Source organism: Erythrobacter sp. HA7-11 (genome assembly GCF_055693605.1).
Map to the genome: position 1 here is coordinate 156,798 of NZ_JBVFUF010000002.1, position 19,933 is coordinate 176,730.

Annotated in this window: 15 protein-coding genes and 5 pseudogenes; 13 read left to right on the top strand and 7 right to left on the bottom strand. The window is 61.1% G+C overall.

Annotation, left to right across the window (positions count from 1 at the left end; all coding sequences use genetic code 11):
• The first annotated feature begins 29 nt into the window (after nt 1-29).
• Both ACZ1GU_RS00980 and ACZ1GU_RS00985 read left to right on the top strand, forming a co-directional pair.
• Complete coding sequence (locus tag ACZ1GU_RS00980; RefSeq protein ID WP_472646281.1) at nt 30-1,067, top strand: diacylglycerol/lipid kinase family protein; 1,038 nt, start codon at nt 30-32, stop codon at nt 1,065-1,067.
• Complete coding sequence (locus ACZ1GU_RS00985; protein WP_472646282.1) at nt 1,064-1,978, top strand: hypothetical protein; 915 nt, start codon at nt 1,064-1,066, stop codon at nt 1,976-1,978. The genes ACZ1GU_RS00980 and ACZ1GU_RS00985 overlap by 4 nt, the downstream gene beginning before the upstream one ends.
• Here the strand turns inward: ACZ1GU_RS00985 and ACZ1GU_RS00990 are convergent.
• Complete coding sequence (locus ACZ1GU_RS00990; protein ID WP_472646283.1) at nt 1,975-2,481, bottom strand: DUF2141 domain-containing protein; 507 nt, start codon at nt 2,479-2,481, stop codon at nt 1,975-1,977. The genes ACZ1GU_RS00985 and ACZ1GU_RS00990 overlap by 4 nt on opposite strands.
• A 304-nt stretch (nt 2,482-2,785) precedes the next feature.
• Here ACZ1GU_RS00990 and rpe point away from each other — a divergent pair.
• The 8 genes and pseudogenes from rpe (at nt 2,786) to ACZ1GU_RS01030 (ending at nt 12,410) form a co-directional block, all read left to right on the top strand.
• Nucleotides 2,786-3,447: pseudogene (gene rpe, locus ACZ1GU_RS00995) on the top strand (ribulose-phosphate 3-epimerase).
• Nucleotides 3,447-5,360, top strand: coding sequence for a heparinase II/III family protein (locus ACZ1GU_RS01000; protein ID WP_472646284.1), 1,914 nt, complete (start codon nt 3,447-3,449; stop codon nt 5,358-5,360). Before rpe ends, ACZ1GU_RS01000 begins: the two are co-directional and overlap by 1 nt.
• Before the next feature lie 20 nt (nt 5,361-5,380).
• Complete coding sequence (purH, locus tag ACZ1GU_RS01005; RefSeq protein WP_472646285.1) at nt 5,381-7,003, top strand: bifunctional phosphoribosylaminoimidazolecarboxamide formyltransferase/IMP cyclohydrolase; 1,623 nt, start codon at nt 5,381-5,383, stop codon at nt 7,001-7,003.
• Between the two features lie 366 nt (nt 7,004-7,369).
• Nucleotides 7,370-7,513 (top strand): hypothetical protein, encoded by a 144-nt coding sequence (locus tag ACZ1GU_RS01010; protein WP_472646286.1) that lies wholly within the window; start codon nt 7,370-7,372, stop codon nt 7,511-7,513.
• A 112-nt stretch (nt 7,514-7,625) separates the two neighbouring features.
• Entirely contained in the window at nt 7,626-8,096 is a 471-nt protein-coding gene (locus ACZ1GU_RS01015; RefSeq protein WP_472646287.1) for a Fur family transcriptional regulator, read from the top strand.
• Between the two features lie 132 nt (nt 8,097-8,228).
• Nucleotides 8,229-10,166 (top strand): 1-deoxy-D-xylulose-5-phosphate synthase, encoded by a 1,938-nt coding sequence (gene dxs / locus ACZ1GU_RS01020; protein ID WP_472646288.1) that lies wholly within the window; start codon nt 8,229-8,231, stop codon nt 10,164-10,166.
• Between the two features lie 650 nt (nt 10,167-10,816).
• The gene (locus ACZ1GU_RS01025) at nt 10,817-11,614 is read left to right on the top strand and encodes a crotonase/enoyl-CoA hydratase family protein (protein ID WP_472646289.1); all 798 of its coding nucleotides are present in this window, start codon (nt 10,817-10,819) and stop codon (nt 11,612-11,614) included.
• On the top strand, nt 11,580-12,410 hold the full coding sequence (locus ACZ1GU_RS01030; protein WP_472646290.1) for an alpha/beta hydrolase: 831 nt from the start codon (nt 11,580-11,582) through the stop codon (nt 12,408-12,410). Before ACZ1GU_RS01025 ends, ACZ1GU_RS01030 begins: the two co-directional genes overlap by 35 nt.
• Nucleotides 12,411-12,419: 9 nt before the next feature.
• Here ACZ1GU_RS01030 and ACZ1GU_RS01035 read toward each other — a convergent pair whose 3' ends face one another.
• Nucleotides 12,420-13,094: an NnrU family protein gene (locus ACZ1GU_RS01035; RefSeq protein ID WP_472646291.1), complete on the bottom strand. Its 675-nt coding sequence runs from the start codon at nt 13,092-13,094 to the stop codon at nt 12,420-12,422.
• A 57-nt stretch (nt 13,095-13,151) separates the two neighbouring features.
• Nucleotides 13,152-13,604 (bottom strand): PaaI family thioesterase, encoded by a 453-nt coding sequence (locus tag ACZ1GU_RS01040; protein WP_472646292.1) that lies wholly within the window; start codon nt 13,602-13,604, stop codon nt 13,152-13,154.
• Nucleotides 13,605-13,699: 95 nt separating this feature from the next.
• On the opposite strand from ACZ1GU_RS01040, the gene ACZ1GU_RS01045 reads away from it, so the two are divergent.
• Nucleotides 13,700-14,044, top strand: a complete 345-nt coding sequence (locus ACZ1GU_RS01045) for a winged helix-turn-helix transcriptional regulator (protein WP_472646293.1) — start codon at nt 13,700-13,702, stop codon at nt 14,042-14,044.
• Nucleotides 14,045-14,210: 166 nt separating this feature from the next.
• On the opposite strand, the pseudogene ACZ1GU_RS01050 reads toward ACZ1GU_RS01045, so the two are convergent.
• From ACZ1GU_RS01050 to ACZ1GU_RS01065, 4 genes and pseudogenes are all read right to left on the bottom strand, one after another.
• Nucleotides 14,211-14,477 (bottom strand): annotated as a pseudogene (locus tag ACZ1GU_RS01050) (FKBP-type peptidyl-prolyl cis-trans isomerase); the annotation flags it as partial.
• Between the two features lie 101 nt (nt 14,478-14,578).
• Nucleotides 14,579-15,881 (bottom strand): annotated as a pseudogene (locus tag ACZ1GU_RS01055) (amidohydrolase family protein).
• Nucleotides 15,878-17,288 (bottom strand): annotated as a pseudogene (locus ACZ1GU_RS01060) (amidohydrolase). Before ACZ1GU_RS01060 ends, ACZ1GU_RS01055 begins: the two co-directional pseudogenes overlap by 4 nt.
• A gap of 20 nt (nt 17,289-17,308) precedes the next feature.
• The gene (locus ACZ1GU_RS01065; RefSeq protein WP_472646294.1) at nt 17,309-18,883 is read right to left on the bottom strand and encodes a peptide MFS transporter; all 1,575 of its coding nucleotides are present in this window, start codon (nt 18,881-18,883) and stop codon (nt 17,309-17,311) included.
• Nucleotides 18,884-19,085: 202 nt separating this feature from the next.
• On the opposite strand from ACZ1GU_RS01065, the pseudogene ACZ1GU_RS01070 reads away from it, so the two are divergent.
• Nucleotides 19,086-19,425 (top strand): annotated as a pseudogene (locus tag ACZ1GU_RS01070) (GntR family transcriptional regulator).
• 201 nt (nt 19,426-19,626) lie between these two features.
• Nucleotides 19,627-19,905: an integration host factor subunit beta gene (locus ACZ1GU_RS01075; protein ID WP_472646295.1), complete on the top strand. Its 279-nt coding sequence runs from the start codon at nt 19,627-19,629 to the stop codon at nt 19,903-19,905.
• Nucleotides 19,906-19,933: the final 28 nt, after the last annotated feature.

Here is a 19,933-nt window from a genome sequence, read left to right on the forward strand (position 1 = left end):
GTTAACGATGTTGCCGCTAGGAGCGCCCCATGGCCACCCCGATTTACGAATTCAGCCAAATGCCTCAGCAGGCTGCAGCGCGTGGCGCAGTGCGGCGGGCAGAGCGTGCGCGTGTGCCGGGACAGGCGCCGACCGTGGGCGTAATTTACAATCCGCGCAGCCACCGCAACAAGGGTGTGGATTTCGATTGCGGCGTATGCCCGCATGTCTTCATTGCGCAGCCGGGTAACCGCGATCAGCTGCCGCAAGCGCTGGCAAGCCTTGCCGAGCGCGGAATCGATTTGCTCGTCATCAATGGCGGCGATGGCACGGTTCGCGATGTTCTCACCTGTGGGCAAGCGATCTTCGGCGACGATTGGCCGCCGATTGCTGTGCTTCCCAAAGGCAAAACCAACGCCCTGACGGTTGATTTGGGAGTTCCGCTCAGCTGGTCGCTGCAAAATGCAATTGATGCGCTAGATGATGGAGGGATCACTCGCCGTCGCCCGATCAAGGTGACCGCACTTGATGGCCCGCGCTCGAGCGTGATGGGCTTTATCCTGGGTGGGGGCGCCTTCACACTCGCGACGCAATCGGGTCAGAGCGCGCACCGCCTCGGCGCCTTCAACTCGATGGCGGTCGGTGTGACCGTGTTCTGGGGCATGCTGCAAATGTTCCTGGGATCGCGCGGCAATGCGTGGCGCAGCGGAACCGAGATGGACATTCGCCTTGGTGCGAGCGGCGCTCCGATGGCGCATAGCGGCGTCGGTGATCCGAAGCGGCGGCAATTGCTGTTTGCGTCCACACTTGAGCGGCTCCCTGCGGGCCTCAAGCCTTTTGGAGCGCTAAAGAGCGGCCTGAAACTGCTGGCGATTGATCAGATCTCGCGCCGCACCACGGCGATCATGCCAGCGGTGGTGACCGGCATGATCACGCCCAAGAACCTGCGCGAGCGCGGCTATCACACGCTGAGCGCTTCGCGTTTTACGCTCGAAACGGCTGACCCGTTCATCCTTGATGGCGAAGCCTTCCCTGCGGGCAAGTACCGCGTCGAGCAGGGGCCAGAGCTGGAATTCGTAACCCCGTGAGTGAGCATGCGGCGGCGCCAGCGGCGCTTGCCGAGCGCATCGCAGCCCAATTGGCGGCTCCTGTAAGCGATGAGGTGCGCGCCTTTGCGGCGGCTCTGGGCGAAGCGGCAGGCGCGCGCGCCGTGCTCTTCTATGGATCGAACCTTCGCACCGGCTCACTTGAAGGCGTGCTCGACTTCTATGTCCTGGCACCCGGTGAGCAGGTCGAGAAGATCTGGCCACGCGTCAGCTATCACGAGCGAGCGGCCGGCGACATCACCTTGCGGGCAAAGGTGGCGACCATGTCATTGAAGGCTTTTGGGGAGGCCGCTGCCGGGGAGCTGCTCGATACGACGATCTGGGCGCGGTTTGTCCAGCCGAGCGCACTCGCATGGACCGGCGATAAGGCCGCGAAGAGTGACGTCACGACTGCGATTGCCGATGCTGCGAAGACGGCAGCGCGGCTGGCAGCTGCGCTAGGGCCAGAGAGCGGCACGGCTGAGGACTACTGGCGCGCGCTGTTCCAAGCGACGTACCGAGCAGAATTCCGCGTCGAAAAATCGGGGCGGGAGAATGATATTCTCGCCGTCAACGCGGGTCATTTCGCCGGATTGCTGCCGCTTGCCCTGGAGGCGCAGGGCATTGCCGTCTCGCGCGAAGGTGAGCGTTTGACGCCGCAGCTTCGCGATGCCGAGCGATCAAATATCAAGGACTGGTGGGCCAAACGGCGGCGCATGGGCAAGCCGCTCAACTTCGTGCGCTTGCTAAAGGCGAGCACCACCTTCGATGGCGCGACCCGCTATGCCGCATGGAAGATCGAGCGGCACACCGGAATGCCGGTTGAAGTCACGCCCTTTCGAGAGCGCCACCCAATTCTGGCCGCGCCCGGCGTGCTATTTCAGCTATGGCGTCACCGACGCCGCAAAGCTTAGCTGAAATACTTCATCTGCATGGAAATCTTGCTGACCCCGGCGCCCGCGTTGAAGCGAGTTTTGGTCACACTTGGCTTGCCGAGATTGAAGATATTGATCGAAGGGTTACGCGACATCGCGCCGCCATCTTCGCGGATGTCGGTCTTGCCATTGCCATTGGCGTCGTGGCGCACGGCAATCGCGTAGGAGCCGCTAGCCGGAACCGGCACACAGAAGGTCATCGTGCCCTGACGCGCAGGCACTTCGATGCGGTTGAGCCAGCGACCCGATTCCAGCCAATCGGCTTTGGTACCTTTGTAGACCTGCACGCGAACCTTGCCCGCAGAGCTCTTTACGCCGCTGACAGTAACGCGCACCGCCGGACCTTTGCCCGGCGCACATTTGCGCATGTCATTGCTGATCTTCTGGCGATATTCGCTTTGCGCTGTGGCGGGCGCCGCGAGCGTAAACGCGCCAGCAGCAGCCAGCCCAATCGCGCCCAATCCTGTGAAAAGTGCTTTCATCACGTCCTCAAAAAATCTCATCGGGCAGGAAAATTGCCTGATCCGACCACCGATCGTGTGGTCGATCAAAGCATGCGCCCCTCAAATATGCTCACCATATGGCATTGGCGCGCTGAATTTTGGCTGAATTTGCGAATTTGGCTGCGTTCAGACTGCCAAACGGCTCGGTTTGGCCCGCAATCGGTTCGACTACCGTGGAAAAGGCTGCGCGCGTGGTTGTGAGGCGATTCGCTCGCCCTTACGTCCTGAAAAAACGCGCCCCTGCTCCAAATTGAACAGCAGAGCGCCAGGCAACGGACCGACAATGGCTGCACCGCTGATTTCCCCTCTATTCTTTCGGCTGATTTCTCGCAGCTTGGCGCAGAAGTGCGCGCCGTCGATGCAGCCGGTGCGGACTGGATTCACATTGATGTGATGGACGGGCATTACGTACCGAATATCACCATCGGGCCGGATGTGGTGAAGGCGCTGCGTCCGCACACAGAGAAGACGTTCGATGTGCACCTGATGATTGCGCCGGTCGACCCCTATCTCGAGGCGTTTGCCGATGCGGGGGCGGATATCATCACCGTACACCCGGAGGCCGGGCCGCATTGTCACCGCACGCTGCAAGCGATCAGATCGCTCGGCAAGAAAGCGGGCGTGGTGCTGAACCCCGGCACACCGGTCGAGGCGCTCGATAATCTGATCGACCTTGCCGACCTGGTTCTGGTGATGAGCGTCAATCCCGGCTTTGGCGGGCAGAGCTTCATCCACTCGCAGCTCAAGAAGATCGAGCGAATTCGCGCGATGATCGAGCAAACCGGGCGCGACATTCACTTGGAAGTGGATGGCGGGGTGAATCCTGAGACCGCGCGGCTGTGCGTGGATGCGGGCGCGGATGTGCTGGTGGCTGGTTCTGCGACCTTTAAGGGCGGTCCGGATCATTATGCGGCGAATATTGCCGCGCTGAAGGGTGAGGGGTGATGGACTCGCTGTTTCGCGAAACAGACAATGAACGAGAGCTTCAAGCGGACGGACAATCGGGAGAGGTCGTCACCGATGACCGGCAGGAAAGTCTCGCGATTCCGCTCGCGCACACAGATACGCAGCCTGTCACCAGAGCGGAGCCTGCCTATGGCGAGACGCCAGCGCCGCTAGCCGCTGACCGCGCACTTGCGCTCACCGATGTCATCGCGCCGCGCGCCAATTTCGGCGAGGCCATGCTGCGCTTTGCCTATGGTCTGGGAATCTCGGGCCATGCGCTGTCATCGCCGTTCAGCCGCCCGCCTAAAACACGGGTGCTGGCAACGGTTGAAAGCCCGCTCAAGGGTGACCGGATGGCAGGTGTGGCCCTGCGCGCAGGGCACTTCCTCATCAACGGCGCAAAGCTGCCGATCGCCAAGGTCGAGTTCGACAGCTCGGCCAAGCTTGGGCCGGTGTTTGATCGCATGGTCCACGGCTTTGGCTGGCTGCGCGATCTGGCCGCGAGCGCGCCGCGCGAGGACTGCGTGCCTGTGGCAGAACGGATTACTGCCGCATGGCTCAAATCCTGTCCGCAGCAGGGTAAGGGGCGCGCATGGGATGTCGAACTAACCGGTCAGCGCCTACTTGCGTGGATGGTCCACGCGCCATTGGTGCTCGCGGGCAATGATCCGGCGCTGAAATCGCAATTGCTCGTCACCATTGAAGACACCGCGCGCTGGCTCGACAAAAAGGTGTCGCGCGTCAGCGCTCAGGGAGAGCTGGGGCGTGTTGCTGGTTGGTGCGCGATCACCGCAGCAGGGCTGTTGCTGCCGGAAGGCAAGCCGCGCCGCCTCTATGGCGAGGCAGGGCTGATCCGTGCGCTTGGCGATCTGGTGGCCGAAGATGGCGGTGTGCTGTCGCGCTGCCCCGATGCGCAAATGCTTGCGCTCGCGCTGCTGACCGATCTGATCGCGTGCTATGAAGCGACCGAAGTCGAAGCGCCGCAAGCCTTGAGCGTAATGCGCGAACTGCTTGTTCCGCCGCTCTTGAGCCTGCGCCATGGAGATGGCGGACTGGGCAATTGGCAGGGCAATGGCGCGATTTCTGCAGACCGTGTGTCGGCCTTGATCGAGGCGACTGGAGTGCGCGCAAGGCCGCTCGCTGATGTCAACAATTGGGGTTTTCACCGCCTGCGCGGATCGCAGACGATTGTGCAGTTTGACGCTGCGCCGCCGCCGCGTGCGCGCCATGCCCGCACGGGCTGTGCATCGACGCTGGCGTTTGAGATGTCGGACGGGCCGCAGCGCCTGATCGTCAATTGCGGCGGGTCTGCGCTCGCGGGCGGACAGATTCCAGCGCATATCCGCGAAGGGCTGCGCGCCACCGCTGCGCACTCGACCCTGGTGCTCAACGATGCAAATTCGACCGCGGTCAATCTCCACGGCAAGCTTGGCAAAGGGGCGGAACTGGTCGAGGTCGAGCGCCGCGTGATCGGCGAGGCGGGCACGGGCGCGTTCGTGATAGAGGCGAGCCATGATGGCTATGCCCAGCGCTTTGGCCTGACGCATCGCCGAACGCTGGCTTTGCGCAAGGATGGCAGCGAGCTTTCGGGCCAGGACATTCTGCTTCCCGCTGCCCGCAAAGGCAAACGCGGCAAGATCGCATTCGCGATCCGGTTCCATCTTGGACGCGGAGTCGAAGTGCATCTGTCCGAGGACAAGAAGGGCGCGAGCCTGCTGTTGCCGGGTGGCGGCTTGTGGCAATTCCGCATGCGCGGCGATCGGTCCGGCAACGACAGCGCAACGCTATCCTGCGAAGACAGCCTATGGGTTGATGGCGCGGGAATGCCGCATGCAACCGAGCAATTGGTAATCGAAGGTATGACATCGCGCGGCGGGGGCGAATTTGCCTGGCTGCTCAAGAAAATGGGGTAAGCCCCAAGGGATTTGCACAGATGAGTGATTTGGCGATCAAGCGGGCGCTGCTTTCGGTGTCCGACAAGAGCGGTTTGGCGGAATTGGGCAAGGCGCTTGCCGCGCGTGGGGTAGAGCTGGTCAGCACCGGCGGCACTGCCAAGGCGCTCCGCGATGCGGGGCTGGAAGTTCGCGATGTGTCGGAACTTACGGGCTTTCCTGAAATGATGGACGGGCGGGTGAAGACGCTGCACCCTAAAGTTCACGGCGGCCTGCTAGCGCTGCGCGATAACGACGATCACGTCGCCTCGATGACCGAGCACGAAATTGGCGCGATCGATCTGGTCGTAGTCAATCTCTACCCGTTCGAAGCTACGGTCGCGAAGGGCGCGAGCCGCGAAGAGATTATCGAGAATATTGATATTGGCGGGCCTTCGATGGTGCGTTCGGCGGCGAAGAACCACGGCTTTGTTACGATCATGACCGACGCATCTGACTATACCGAGCTGCTCGAAGAGCTGGACGCCAATGATGGCGCGACCAGCCAGGCCTTCCGCATCCGCATGGCGGGCAAGGCTTATGCGCGCACCGCCGCTTATGACAGCGCGATTGCGAACTGGTTTGCCTTTGGCGATGCCTTCACCAACCCACTCGGGCCCGAAGCGCTCAATGCCACGCCGTTCACTGACACTATGCCGCTCGCATTCAAGCGCTCGGACACTTTGCGCTATGGCGAGAACCCGCATCAGTCCGCAGCGGTCTATGTGCCGCAATCGGTCGGGGCGGCAGGTGTACCGCAGGCCGAACAATTGCAGGGCAAGGCGCTCAGCTACAACAATTTGAACGATGCCGATGCGGCGCTCGAACTCGTCGCCGAGTTTGCAGGCCAGGACCCTGCGGTGGTGATCGTGAAGCATGCCAACCCGTGCGGCGTGGCGCAGGCGAACACGCTTTCCGAAGCGTGGGATGCGGCGCTCAAATGCGACAGCGTCTCGGCCTTTGGCGGGATCGTGGCGGTCAACACTGAGCTCGACGCGGCCACTGCCGAGCAGATCGCGAGCATCTTCACCGAAGTGATTATCGCGCCGAAAGTGAGCGAGGATGCGCGTGCAATCTTTGCCAAGAAGAAGAACTTGCGCGTGCTTGAATGCGGCACTCTGCCCGATCCGCGCCGCGGCGGCTTCTTTATGAAAACGATTGCGGGCGGCATGCTGATCCAGGGCCGCGACAATGGTGCGGTTGTGCGTGATGACCTTAAGGTGGTGACCAAGCGCGAGCCTACGGAACAGGAGCTTAGAGACTGCCTGTTCGCATGGACTGTTGCGCGGCATGTGAAATCGAACGCGATTGTCTATGCAAAAGATGGTGCAACCGCCGGGATCGGCGCGGGCCAGATGAACCGTCGCGATTCGGCGCGCATTGCTGCGATTAAGGCAGCTGAAGCGGCGGAGACATACGAATGGGCTGAGCCGCGCACCGTCGGCAGCGCGGTTGCTTCCGATGCGTTCTTCCCCTTCGCCGATGGTCTGATCTCTGCGGCAGAGGCAGGCGCAACGGCAGTGATTCAACCGGGCGGATCGATCCGCGACGAGGAAGTGATTGCGGCGGCGGATGAAGCGGGCCTCGCCATGGTCTTCACCGGTATGCGGCATTTCAGGCATTAGCATTTTTCGCAGCCCATCCGGGCTGCGATTTCCTCGCTCACGCGACCTGAAGGTCGCATCGCTGCGGGCGGGGGCAAGCCCCTTGCGGACCCTAACGGGTCCGAACCATTCCAAGCCATCTGAGTTAGTCGCGGAGCACGGTCAGCGCAGCTGACCGCAAGCCTGACTAGGCGCCCGCAGGCGATCCGTAGCGAAGCGGAGGAGTATCGCAGAGGATAAAGACGCGGATGCGTCTTTTCGCGATCCAAAACGTAACTTTTCGCGACTTTCAAACGAAACACAATCTGACTGCGCCGTTCACCACTTCGAAAGCGGTTGGCGTTAATAAGCCTGGTAAAGAGACACTAGACATCACGAGTACGCCCCATGGGACTGTTCAAATCTGACCTCTATCGCAATTTCGCCATCGGTTTTGCCGTGGGCGCTGCTGTCGTCGGATGGAACGCGTCGGGTGGATGGGAAGGCGAATTCGCCACCCCTGCTAAAGCGGTACGAGATGCCGGTGTTTGAAACCGTCGAGCCCACCAGCGAGTTCATCATCGCCGCTGATTAAGCTGGGGCTTGCTGACACTCCTAAACCCGACATCTGGCGAAACCCGCGCGAGCCGACTATATGGCTCGCATGGCGAGCGCACATAACGATCACACCCATCACGAACATTCCGGCGACGATTTGATCGCAGCTGCCCGCGCGGCTCTGACCGAAGCGGGCGAGCAATGGACCGGCATGCGCGAATCCGTCTTTGCCGAACTCGCGCGGCACGAACGCCCGGCTTCGGCCTATGACATTGCCGACAATCTTTCAGCAGCGCGCGGAAAAAGGGTTGCGCCTAACAGCGTCTATCGCATCCTCGACCTGTTCGTGAGCAACAATCTCGCGCTGCGGGTCGAAAGCTCCAACGCCTATCTCGCCAACACCCATCCAGGCTGCGCGCATGACTGCATCTTCCTCGTCTGCGACGAATGCGGCGATGCGGTGCATGTCGATGATGACGAGGTGAGCCGCACCGTGCGCCGGATTGCCAGCGACCAGTCGTTTCAGGCGCGCCGACCCGTGCTGGAGATTCGCGGATTGTGCCGCGCTTGCACCTAAGCGCGCTTTGCAAGCGACAATGCCCCAGGCCGGTTTGGCTTGCATTACACGCATCTTTTGTCGACAAGCCGTGCTTCACGAGCGACGAAACGTTCATCGACAGTTTTGTTTTTGAGGTGTAAGGCCTCTGTCATGACAACAAAGCCTGACACTCCACTGCTCGACACTGTCAACAATCCCGCACAACTTCGGGAGCTTAAGACCGAGCAACTCCGGCAACTCTCCGATGAATTGCGCGCAGAGATGATCGACGCGGTCAGTGTATCAGGCGGGCATTTGGGATCAGGACTCGGCGTGGTCGAGCTGACGGTGGCAATCCATTACGTCTTCAACACGCCAGATGACAAACTCATCTGGGACGTCGGCCACCAGTGCTATCCGCACAAAATCCTGACCGAGCGGCGTGACCGCATTCGCACGCTTCGCAGCGGCGGCGGGCTGTCCGGCTTCACAAAGAGAGCCGAGAGCGAATACGATCCGTTCGGTGCGGCGCACTCCTCGACCTCAATCTCCGCTGCGCTCGGCTTTGCGATGGCGAACAAGCTCAATGATCAGCCCGGTCGTGGGATCGCGGTGATCGGCGACGGGGCGATGAGCGCCGGCATGGCCTATGAGGCGATGAACAACGCGGCCCAGGCGGGCAACCGGTTGGTCGTGATCCTCAACGACAACGATATGTCGATTGCGCCGCCGGTGGGCGGGCTGTCGGCCTATCTCGCCCGTATGGTCTCTTCGAGCGAGTATCTCGGCCTGCGCAGCCTCGCCTCAAAAGCGGTCAAGAAGATGAGCCGCCGGATGCACGAAGGCATTCGCAAGGCCGAAGAGTATACCCGCGGCATGGTCACCGGCGGGACGCTCTTTGAAGAGCTCGGCTTCTATTATGTCGGCCCGATCGACGGCCACAATCTCGACCACCTGATCCCGGTGCTCGAGAACGTGCGCGACACATCGGAAGGTCCGGTGCTGATCCATGTCGTCACCACCAAGGGCAAGGGCTACAAATACGCTGAGGAAAGCGCCGACAAATATCACGGCGTGCCCAAATTCGATGTCATCACCGGCGAGAAGAAGAAGGGCGCGAGCGGACCGCCCGCCTATCAGAACGTGTTCGGGGACACGCTCGCCGACCTTGCCGAAACCGACAAGCGCATCTGCGCGATCACCGCCGCGATGCCATCGGGCACGGGCATTGATCGGTTCGCACAGCGTCATCCCGAGCGCAGCTTCGACGTGGGAATTGCCGAGCAGCACGGCGTGACCTTTGCCGCTGGCCTCGCCGCGCAGGGTATGCGTCCGTTTGCTGCGATTTACTCGACTTTCCTGCAGCGCGCCTATGACCAGGTGGTCCATGACGTCGCGATCCAGAATCTGCCGGTGCGTTTCGCGATTGACCGCGCGGGGCTGGTCGGTGCGGATGGCTGCACGCACGCCGGTGCATTCGACATCACCTATCTCGCCACTCTGCCAAACATGGTCGTGATGGCGGCAGCGGACGAAGCTGAGCTCGCCCACATGACCTACACCGCCGCGGAATATGACGAGGGCCCGATTGCTTTCCGGTACCCGCGTGGATCAGGCGTGGGCGTGCCGATGCCCGAGACGCTGGAAAAACTCGAAATCGGCAAGGGCCGGATCGTTCGTGAGGGCAGCAAGGTCGCGATCCTCTCGCTCGGCGCGCGGCTCGAAGAGGCCAAGAAAGCAGCGGACACGCTCGAGGCCAAAGGGCTGTCGACCACCATCGCCGATATGCGCTTTGCCAAGCCGCTGGACGAAGATCTGATTGCGAAGCTGATGCGCACGCATGAAGTTGTCGTCACGATCGAGGAAGGCGCGATTGGCGGGCTGGGCGCGCACGTGCTGACCTATGCCAGCGATGAAGGTCTGACAGACGGCGACAGCGGTAGCGCGCTCAAAGTGCGCACGATGCGTCTGCCCGATGCGTTCCAGGATCAGGATTCGCCCGACAAGCAATATGAGGAAGCGGGCCTCACCGCGCCGCATATTGTCGATACGGTGCTGAAGGCGCTGAAGCACAATTCAGCGGGCGTTGCCGAGGACGCGCGGGCTTAAGGTTTTAAATTGGCATCGGCCCCAGAGATAAAATCCCTTGCTTTAATGCCCTTGCTCATAGTGCTTGGATGCACGACATATCCAGCGGCGCAAGTGGCGCCGAGTGAACTATCAGCGGGTTACCCCGTCTTCATTGGGGAGAATCAAGACAAGTGTACTTTTCATGTCCAAGACATGATCCTTGAGGGCAGGGGTCTTGCAGAATGGATGGACAATCTTCCCGATAAATCACGCCAGATCGATTTAGTTATGCAAGTTGAGCGTAAATCGTGTGTTGATCGAGCGGCGAGGATCGTGCGTGCTGCGGGTTTCCAAAGCGTTTTTCTCCGTCAACTAGGCGACGCAAATTACCCGACCGGGCTTCCTCCGCGCTAAAAGCCTAAGTCCGGGGTGACGAACTGGGAGTGGCGGAGAAACGCAGTTTCCTACGTCGCCGTGCGCTGCCAATATCGCACCGCCATGACAGCTATGCACAAACTCTCTCCGGCTTTGACAAGTGTCACCACAGCTCTTTTTGGCGACAACCCATTGAAGAACGCAAATAAATCAGCAACGACCGAAGGTGACACGGTGTCACCTCTGTCACCCTCGTTGCGCTGTCCGGGCGCTTTCGCCTAAGGCCCAACAGCGAGATCATTTGAGGAACCCTGATGCCCTTGCTCAAAATCACCCGCGATGGCCCTATAACCACGCTCACAATCGATCGGGCCGAGACGATGAACCCGCTCGGAGCGCCGGGTGACGGAGACGAATTCCGCTCCGTTTGCGATGCCATAAACCGCGATATGGAATCCCGCTGCGTCATCCTGACCGGCGCGGGGCGGGCCTTCTCCGCGGGCGGCGATATCAAGGCGATGCAGAACAAGTCCGGCACGTTCGGCGGCTCCGCGCCTGCAATTTCAGACGGCTACCGCGACAACATCCACCTGATGCTGCGCGCGCTTCACGGTCTGCGCGTGCCCGTGATCGCGGCGGTCAACGGCCCGGCCATCGGCCTTGGCTGCGATGTCGCGTGCCTCGCCGATATGCGGATCGCCAGCAGCAAAGCGAAGTTCGGCGTTACCTTCCTCAAGCTCGGCATTATCCCCGGCGATGGCGGCACGTGGATCCTGCCGCGCGTCATCGGACAGGCCCGCGCAGCCGAGCTCTTCTACACCGGTGATGTGATCGACGCAGCGACCGCGCTCGAATGGGGCCTCGTCAGCCGCGTGGCCGAACCCGAGGCGCTGATGGACGAGGCGAAGGCGCTCGCCGCCAAAGTCGCTGCCATGCCGCCGCACGCACTGCGCCACGCCAAAATGCTGCTGCGCCAAGGCCAACAGGTGAGCTATGACAGCGCGCTCGAAATGGCAGCGAACACGCAGGCGCTGATGCACACGACCGAGGATCACGCCGAGGGCATTGCGGCGCTCATTGAAAAGCGCTCACCCGAATTCAGAGGCGAGTAGAGCCATCACCGCGATCCTGATCCGTATTCTGGTGTTCGTTGCGGTCGCTTATCTGGCGATCATCGTGCTGCTGTGGGCACTGCAATCGCGCATGCTCTATCCCGCGCCTCAAGAAGCCGCGCCGCTGACACCCGGCTATGCCGAAGTGCAATTGCAGACCGAAGACGGCCTTTCCTTGCGCGCCTTCTATCGCGCGGCGGCAGAGGATCAGAAAACCGTGGTGTATTTTCACGGCAATGGGGGGTCCTTGGTCGGAGCAAGCGTGTCCAACGCGGCCTTGGTCGATCGCGGCATCGGCGCGCTGCTGGTCGAATATCGCGGCTATGGCGGCAATCCGGGCGAGCCATCGGAACAGGGGCTCTACATGGATGGCGAAGCGGCGATGGATTGGCTCGCAGCTGAAGGGATCGCGCCCGCTCAAACCGTCATCATTGGCAATTCGATCGGCGGCGGGGTCGCCAAAGAGATGGCGGTGCGGCACAAGGCAGCGGGACTGATCCTCGTCTCACCCTTCACTTCGCTGCCCGATGCAGCGGCGTCCAATCTGTGGTGGCTGCCTGCGCGCAGTCTGGTGCGCGATCAATATCGCAATGCTGAGAAGATCGTGCGACTTGATCTGCCGGTTCTGGTCCAACACGGCACGAACGATAACCTCATCCCCGATAGCCAAGGTCGGCGGTTGGCCGAATTGGCGCCGTCAGGCGAATTTCAATCCTTTGAAGGGATCGGGCATGAGCTTTCCTTCGTGCGCTCCTCGGGCGAGGCCCGCGCCAACTGGATCGCTCAATTGCCGTAGACTAGTGGCCTAGAAATAGCGCCAGAAGCCGGCGGGAATATCGCCCAGCGGCATGTGCAGCCAGCTAAGCCCTGCGAACAGCACCAGCCCGACAATCCACGGCACCGCGCCAGCCGAAAACAGCTTGCCCCACCGCGGTCGAAAGCTCGTATGCCGCTCCCATTCCTGCCACGCATCGCCCATCAAGACGCGCTTCTTGCGGTCCTGCATATGTGCACCGACCAGCGCGAGGAAACCCATGGCGAGCGCGGTGATTGTCGTTCGCCAGCTCCACCACAAGACGATGTGCGATAGCGCCCACAGCGCAAAGCCCCACATCATCGGGTGCCGCGTGACGAGGAACACGCCCTTCGGCTCAGCGCGCGCCATATCGTCGGAGCCGGGCAAGCCGAGCGCCGGATTGCCAAATACCGAGCCTGCGAAGAGGACCAGCGCCGGGATCGTCAGCACTGTCGCGATGATCCAACCAATCTCACCCGATCCGCCAAGATCAGCGGCGGGCGCAGCGGTGAACGCGAAGTAGATCCATGCGAAGGTCGCGATGCTCACCAGCGAGTAGACGACCTGAAAGCCCATATCGCCGAACGCCTTGACCATGCTGGCGCGCAGCGGGTGCGACATCAAAAAATGCGTGCCGACAAAGGCAATATTGGCAAGGACCAGTTCGATGAGCGCGTCGTCCATGAAGCAGGCTCTATCATTCCTCCGCGCTGTCGGACAAGCCGTCTGCGCTGCGCAAGATTATGGGACGCTCTCGGACGGAATGCCTGTCGGTATGATTGTCGCCTGTGCGGTCGCCACGTGAAGCGTTTTCTCGCCACCTTCAGCCCACACATCCGCTCGCACGACGACCTGACGCTTGCCCGGCTTGATAACCTGCCCCTTGGCCCGCAGCATGGTTCCCATCGCGGGCCGGAGGAAGTTGACCGTGTAGCTTCCTGTGACCACGTCCCCAGCGACCGAAGCCCCCGCCCAGGCGCAGGCATTGTCTGCCATCAGGCCGACAATCGCACCGTGGGCAAATCCGTGATGCTGGGTCATCTCGGGGCGCAGGTTGAGGGTGAGTTCGCTCTCCCCCTGCCAGACCGTGATCGGCTCCACTTCCAGCCAATTGCTGAAGCCCGATTTCTTGACTGCGACCGCCTTCATATAGGCGATTGCCGCATCGGGGCTGTCAAAACGACTCCGGCTCATGAGCATTCTCCAGATTAAGTCTGCAATACAGATGTAATGGCACTTGCCAGAGCGTTGCACAAGTCTGATAAACAGACCAAGAGAGATTGAGGCCGATGAAAACCTACCAACCATCCCGAGCGCCTTGCCCGATAGGGCGCGCATCACGCCTGCTCGGCGACCGGTGGATCTTGCTGATCCTGCGAGAGGCGTTTCTCGGCGCAGATCGGTTCGAGCAGTTCATCGACCGGCTCGATATCAATCGTGCAGCGCTGACCTCGCGCCTAGCGATCCTGCAGGAAGCCGGACTGATGCTCCGCGACCCACCAGAGGGCCGCCGCGCGCGCTACACCTTGACCGAAAGCGCGCGCGCATTGGTGCCGCTCTATGAAGAAATGGCGAAATGGGGCGCGCGACACCTATTTGAAGATGGCGAAGCGCCCGCGCAGTGGCCGGGATGATCTGGCGTGCTGGGGAGAGCGAGCGATTGCGCCGCTTCACTCTCCAATGCCGAATAGCTCCACTTTGAAGATCAACGTGGCATTGCCGGGGATGATGGGCGGACGTCCCTCCGGCCCGTAAGCCATATCGAGCCGGAATCGCGATTTCGATCGTCTCGCCCACACCCATTTGCGGGATCGCCGCCTGCCATCCGGGGATCAAGCGCCCGAGCGGGAAGGTCGATGGCTCGCCGCGCTCATAGGAGCTGTCGAACACTGTCCCGTCGATTAGCTTGCCTTCGTAATGGATGGTGATGTCGTCCGCGACCGTCGGGCGTTCCTGCGATCCGGTGTATGCGAGCCAGCGCCAGCGGATGCCGCCATCGAGATAGCGCCAGCCCTCGCTCGCCTTCAGTCCTAGCAGATAGGTCTGCTGTTGGCTGTGCCACGCCATGCTTTGCGCGTTTGGATCGGAAGCTGGCTCAGCCGCTTCATCCTGCGCTGCGAGGGGTGTCGCGAATGCCAGCGCGGCGGTGACGCAGAGAAGCGTGCCCCTCACCAATCATACGCCTTGGGCAGGTCGCTTTCGTCGAGGTCGCGGTAGCGCTCGGCAAGGCGCGACTGGTGGTTGTCGAGCGGTTGTTCCACACCGTCAATAAAGACGCGGGTCGGGACAGAGCTAACCTCCAGCGGATCGCCATCCCAGATCACCACATCACCAGCAGCGCCGGGTTTAAGCACCCCGAACTTGCCGCCGTGGCCCGCGATTTCTGCGGGGATGGAGCTGATTGTGGCGAGTGCCTGACCCCAGGAAAGCCCGCTCGCACCAGGAAGCTTGCCCAGCGCGACAAGATTGCCCGCGAACTGCGCAGCGCTGCGCGGATGGCCATCGGTCGTTCCCGACATGCGCCCGATCGCGACCTTGACCCCTGCCGCCTTCATCCGGCTAGACATTGGACTGCGTCGCGCCCAATTGCTCAAAGCTGGCGGGCAGGTCATCGAGCGCATCGGCGATCACTGGCACACCGGCTGCTGCGATATCGCTTGCCACGAGCCACCCTTCGCTCGCGCCGACCAGCACCATATCGAGGCGCGGATAGACCCGCTTGAGCCCCAGCACATTGCGGATATCGGCGGCACGCTCAGCCTTCACATAAAGCTTTTGCGTGCCACGAATGACCGGGACCAGAGCCTGCGCATCGGCCCGGGTAAGCAAGGCCTCTTCGCCTTCCCAGTCGCCTGCCGCAAAGGCGCGCGCCTCGCGCAGGGCATTGGCAAGCTCGACATAGGCGGCGGTCCGGCTGCCACCCGAAAGGCGCGCGCCGGTTTCGCCGAGGTCGACCATCTGGAATGCCTTGGCGCTCATCACTGCATTGGGATCATCGCCAAGGTCGATCACTGCGCCTTGCCCGGCGAACAGGAAGTCACCGTGCGAGGGTGTGACGAGCGCGCGGGTGATCCCGCCTGCGCGGCTCACCTTCACATGTTGGGATTGCGGGTTGATCGCAGGCGCGACATCGAGCGCGGCGTTGAAGCGCGAATCCCCTGCCGATTTGTCGTTGCTCGCGCTCACCGCGCCCACGTCATACAGGCCAAGGTCTGTCACGGCAGAGACGATCCCCGGTGTCACCCATGCGCCCCCTGCGTCGATAAGGGTGTCGGTTTCGAAGGTGCGGTCTTGCGCGTCACCCGCGTAAACGACCTTGCCATTGTCGATCACGACGGCGCCGCTTTCGATTGGCTCGCTGCCATCGCCAAGCGCGATTTTGGCGTTGTAGATGATCACATCCTGCGCAGCGGCAGGAGCGGTGAGGACGGCGGTAACAATAGCTGCGCTTGCGAGAAGAGACTTTCTCATTTCACGTCTCCTTCACCCGGTTGGCCGAGCTCGAAATCGCTCACCGGCCTGCGTTTGCGGTCCATCGCATCATAAAGCAGCGCGCCATCGACCCAGACTTTTTCCGGTACCGCGAATAGACGCTTAGCGGGTCGCCGTTCCACAAGACAACATCCGCCATTTTTCCGGCCTCAAGGCTGCCGGTCATATCGTCGATACCCATCGCCTTGGCGGCATTCAGAGTGATCCAGCTGATCACGGTCGCATCGTCGATGTCGACGCCCATGCGCTTGCCTGCGGCCTGAGCCTTGGCAGCCTCTTGATTGAGGCGCTGGATCGAGTTTTCATCATCGGAGTGGATGACGACGCAGGCGCCCTCGCGTTGCAAATAGGCGGCGTTTTGCGGAATGCCGTCATAGCTTTCCATCTTGAAGCCATACCAATCGGCCCAGATCGCGCTGCACACTTCGTTTTCGCGCAGCAGATCGCCGATCTTGTAGGCCTCGACTGCGTGGTGGAAAGTGCTGACTTTGTAGCCCATTTCCTTGGCCATATCCATCACCAGCGCCATCTCGTCCGCGCGGTAGCAATGGTTGTGAACGAGGATATCGCCGTTGAGCACGCCGACCAAAGTCTCCTTGCCAAGGTCGCGTTTGGGATCGTCCTGCTCGGCATAGGCAATCGCGTCGAGCCAGGTCTGACGATTGACCGCAAAGTTGCCCATCCGGGTCGAAGGCTTGCGCCCGCGCCCGCCATAAACGCGCTTCGGATTTTCGCCGCAGGCCATCTTGAAACCGTAAGGTGCGCCGGGGAACTTCATGCCCTGCACCGTGCGGCTCGGCACGTTCTTTAGCGTGACCGCGCGGCCGCCCATCAGGTTGGCAGAGCCGGGCAGGATTTGCAGCGATGTGATCCCGCCATTGGCCATCGCGCGGCTGAAGCCGGGGTCTTGCGGCCAGACCGAATGCTCGGTCCACACGTCGGGAGTGGTTGGTGCGGTGGCTTCATTTCCGTCGCTATGCGCTGGTACCGAAGGGGACGGGTAGTCGCCAAGGTGCGAGTGAATGTCGATCACACCGGGCGTCACATATTTGCCCGAGCCGTCGATCACTTGATAACCGTCGGTTGCAGTGTCGCTGCTGCCAATCGCGACGACTTTGCCATCGCGAAACAGCACCGTGCCATTGTCGATGCGCCTGCCCGCGCCATCAAAGACGGTCGCGCCGACCAGCGCGGTGGCTGCGCCGGGATAGGGCCGATAAGTCGAAGGGAAGGGAACGTTGCCGTCTTCGCCGAGAAAGCCCCCCGCGTCTCATCTGACGAAGAGGCGGATTTGACCGAATTGTCACCCGCCCCCGTCGCCGTGGAGCATGCGGCAAGCGCGAGCGCGCTCCCCAATCCTGTAAGAAGCGCTTTTGCTCGCGTCATATGTGCCATTCCTTCGTGTGTTACTCGGCTGGACGGGTGGCAGGGTGCACGCCTGCCTCTTGGGGTTCGAGACCTGCTTCGGCTGCGCCTTCAAGGCCTTCGTCGTCGGTCAGCGTATCAAGGTGCATGAGTTTCTTGATCAGCGGGCTGATGACCAGCACGCCGACACCGACGCCGACTGCTACCCAGCCCACTGTCGAGTAGACGTCCAGCACCACCTGCTTGCCCGCTTCCTCGCCCACGCCTTCAGCGCCGGTTGCAGCTGCAATCAGGCCCGCTGCAAAGTTGCCGGTGGCCGAGGCAAAGAACCACGTTCCCATTATCAGCGACGCCATGTGCGCTGGAGCCAATCGGTTCATGGCCGAGAGGCCCACTGGCGACAGGCAAAGCTCACCGGTCGTGTGGAGCAGGTAGATCAGGAAGATGAAGATCACCGGCGTTGGCACGTCGATGCCGACCGAATTCGCGCCCCAAACGAGAACGAGGAATCCGAGGCCGACTTGCACCACGCCCAAGCCAAACTTGAACGGCGATGAAGGCTCCATGCCTTTGCGCCCGAGCCATGTCCACGCGGTCGCGAAGACTGGGGCGAGCAGGATGATGTAGATCGCGTTGATCGACTGGAAGGTCGATGCGGGGACGCCGCCGCGATCAACATGGCGATCGGTGAACAGGTTCAGCGATGATCCCGCCTGTTCAAACAATGCCCAGAAGATGATCGAAGTCAGAATTAGGAACATCGCCGCGAATATCCGGTCGCGGTCTTCAGGCTCAAGCTTCAGCACAGCGGTTCCGATCACATAAGAGACCAGGATCGCGCCAAAACCGCCGAGCAGCCAGCCCACAAGCGACTGATACTGGATCAGAGCCCAGCATAGCGCGACGAGTGCAAAGCCAATTGCATACATCTGCCATTCGCGGCTCTTTGCGAGTGGCTTTGGTGGTTCACCGCGGCCCAGCAGCATCGGCTTACCCCATGTAAAGACCAGCAGGCCAAACAACATGCCGATGCCGGCAAGGCCAAAGCCATAGGCCCAGCCATAAGTCTCACCGATGTAACCACATAGCAGCGACCCGAGCGCCGCGCCGAGATTAATGCCCATGTAGAAGATCGTATAGGCGCCATCACGCCGCACGTCGGTGCGCGGATAGAGCTGTCCAACGATCACAGAGATGTTTGCTTTGAGGAAGCCTGAGCCGACAATAATCAGCGCCAAGGCCAGCCAGAAGACATAGATCACCGGATTGTCGGTGTTGCCTGCAGCCGCTTCTCCTTCGAAGGCCATAAAGAAGTGGCCCAGGGTCAGCAGAACGGCGCCAAAGGCGACCGCCTTGCGCTGACCGAGCACCTTGTCTGCCATGTAGCCCCCAACTACCGGGGTGATGTAGACCAAGGCGGTGTAGGCGCCGTAAATAATGCCTGCATCGCTATCTGAAAACAGCCAGTGTTTGGTCAGATAGAAAATGAGCAGTGCGCGCATGCCGTAATAGGAAAAGCGCTCCCACATTTCGGCGAAGAACAGGACGAAGAGGCCCTTCGGGTGACCCAGGATGGTTCCCGCGCTGTCCCCATGAGCAAGTTGCTGCGTCGACATATCTGTAATCAATCCCTCTTATTCAGCCACCCTCCCCAGGGGACCGGAAAGCGCGCACCCTAGCGCCTTGATCGCCAGTGTGAAGCTTTAGTTGCGGGTGAAACGGTCCTTTTTGCAAGGCATGTTGCCGCACGCGCGCACTTTCTCGGGAACTTGACGCGGTGTGGTGTATTATGTCACTACAGCACCGAAAGAGGGACCCATGAGCCAGAGTCGACCCGTCTATCTCAAACTGCGCGATCAGATCGCCGCTTCCATCATCGAAGGCAAATATCCCGAAGGCGAAATGCTGCCATCGGTCCGCGCGCTCGCTGCCGAGCAAGGCGCGAACCCGCTGACGGTCGCGAAAGCTTACCAGCAGTTCCAAAACGATGGCCTGGTCGAAGTGCAGCGCGGCGTCGGCATGTATGTTGTTCCCGGGGCGGCTAGATAAGCTCTGCTCAAGCGAGCGCGACCAGTTTTTGCGCGAAGAATGGCCTGAAATCCGTTCCAGAATGGAGCGGTTGGGGATTGATTTGGGCAAATTACTTGAGCGAAACTAGGTTCATAGTCGCTAAGTAATTGGAATAAAATTCCTAAATTCCTGACACCGCTATCACTCACTCATGTTTGCGACTTGCGGGGATGACCGCCCTCTGGCAGAATAGATGCATTAGGCGCAACTTAGCGGGTCGGGGTTGCATTGGACATTGGGGGAGGCCCCAAACTGGCGCGTGGGGACACGTGCCGCTCGGGAGAATGACATGATTAGATCCGAACTGCTGCAAGCTCTTCACAAAGACAATCCCGAATTGCGCGCTGACGAAATCGAGCAGGTCGTCGATATCTTTTTTGACGAGATTGCCCAGCGCCTGGCCGAAGGTGGCCGTGTGGAACTGCGCGGATTTGGTGCATTCTCGACGCGCGATCGCGAAGCGCGCCAAGGGCGCAATCCGCGCACCGGTGAAGCGGTTCATGTTCCGGCCAAACGCGTGCCCTATTTCAAGGCAGGCAAGGAAATGCGCCGCCGCTTGAACGACTAGGGCATGTGGGCGCGGAACAAACCCGCGC

What these genes read in the sequence shown, in the direction of transcription:
- dxs (WP_472646288.1), top strand. Translation starts at nt 8,229, where the DNA reads ATGACAACAAAGCCTGACACTCCACTGCTCGACACTGTCAACAATCCC.
- ACZ1GU_RS01035 (WP_472646291.1), bottom strand. Translation starts at nt 13,094, where the DNA reads ATGGACGACGCGCTCATCGAACTGGTCCTTGCCAATATTGCCTTTGTC.
- ACZ1GU_RS00990 (WP_472646283.1), bottom strand. Translation starts at nt 2,481, where the DNA reads ATGAAAGCACTTTTCACAGGATTGGGCGCGATTGGGCTGGCTGCTGCT.
- purH (WP_472646285.1), top strand. Translation starts at nt 5,381, where the DNA reads ATGAGTGATTTGGCGATCAAGCGGGCGCTGCTTTCGGTGTCCGACAAG.
- ACZ1GU_RS00980 (WP_472646281.1), top strand. Translation starts at nt 30, where the DNA reads ATGGCCACCCCGATTTACGAATTCAGCCAAATGCCTCAGCAGGCTGCA.
- ACZ1GU_RS01015 (WP_472646287.1), top strand. Translation starts at nt 7,626, where the DNA reads ATGGCGAGCGCACATAACGATCACACCCATCACGAACATTCCGGCGAC.
- ACZ1GU_RS01045 (WP_472646293.1), top strand. Translation starts at nt 13,700, where the DNA reads ATGAAAACCTACCAACCATCCCGAGCGCCTTGCCCGATAGGGCGCGCA.
- ACZ1GU_RS01065 (WP_472646294.1), bottom strand. Translation starts at nt 18,883, where the DNA reads ATGTCGACGCAGCAACTTGCTCATGGGGACAGCGCGGGAACCATCCTG.
- ACZ1GU_RS01075 (WP_472646295.1), top strand. Translation starts at nt 19,627, where the DNA reads ATGATTAGATCCGAACTGCTGCAAGCTCTTCACAAAGACAATCCCGAA.
- ACZ1GU_RS01040 (WP_472646292.1), bottom strand. Translation starts at nt 13,604, where the DNA reads ATGAGCCGGAGTCGTTTTGACAGCCCCGATGCGGCAATCGCCTATATG.
- ACZ1GU_RS01000 (WP_472646284.1), top strand. Translation starts at nt 3,447, where the DNA reads ATGGACTCGCTGTTTCGCGAAACAGACAATGAACGAGAGCTTCAAGCG.
- ACZ1GU_RS01010 (WP_472646286.1), top strand. Translation starts at nt 7,370, where the DNA reads ATGGGACTGTTCAAATCTGACCTCTATCGCAATTTCGCCATCGGTTTT.
- ACZ1GU_RS01025 (WP_472646289.1), top strand. Translation starts at nt 10,817, where the DNA reads ATGCCCTTGCTCAAAATCACCCGCGATGGCCCTATAACCACGCTCACA.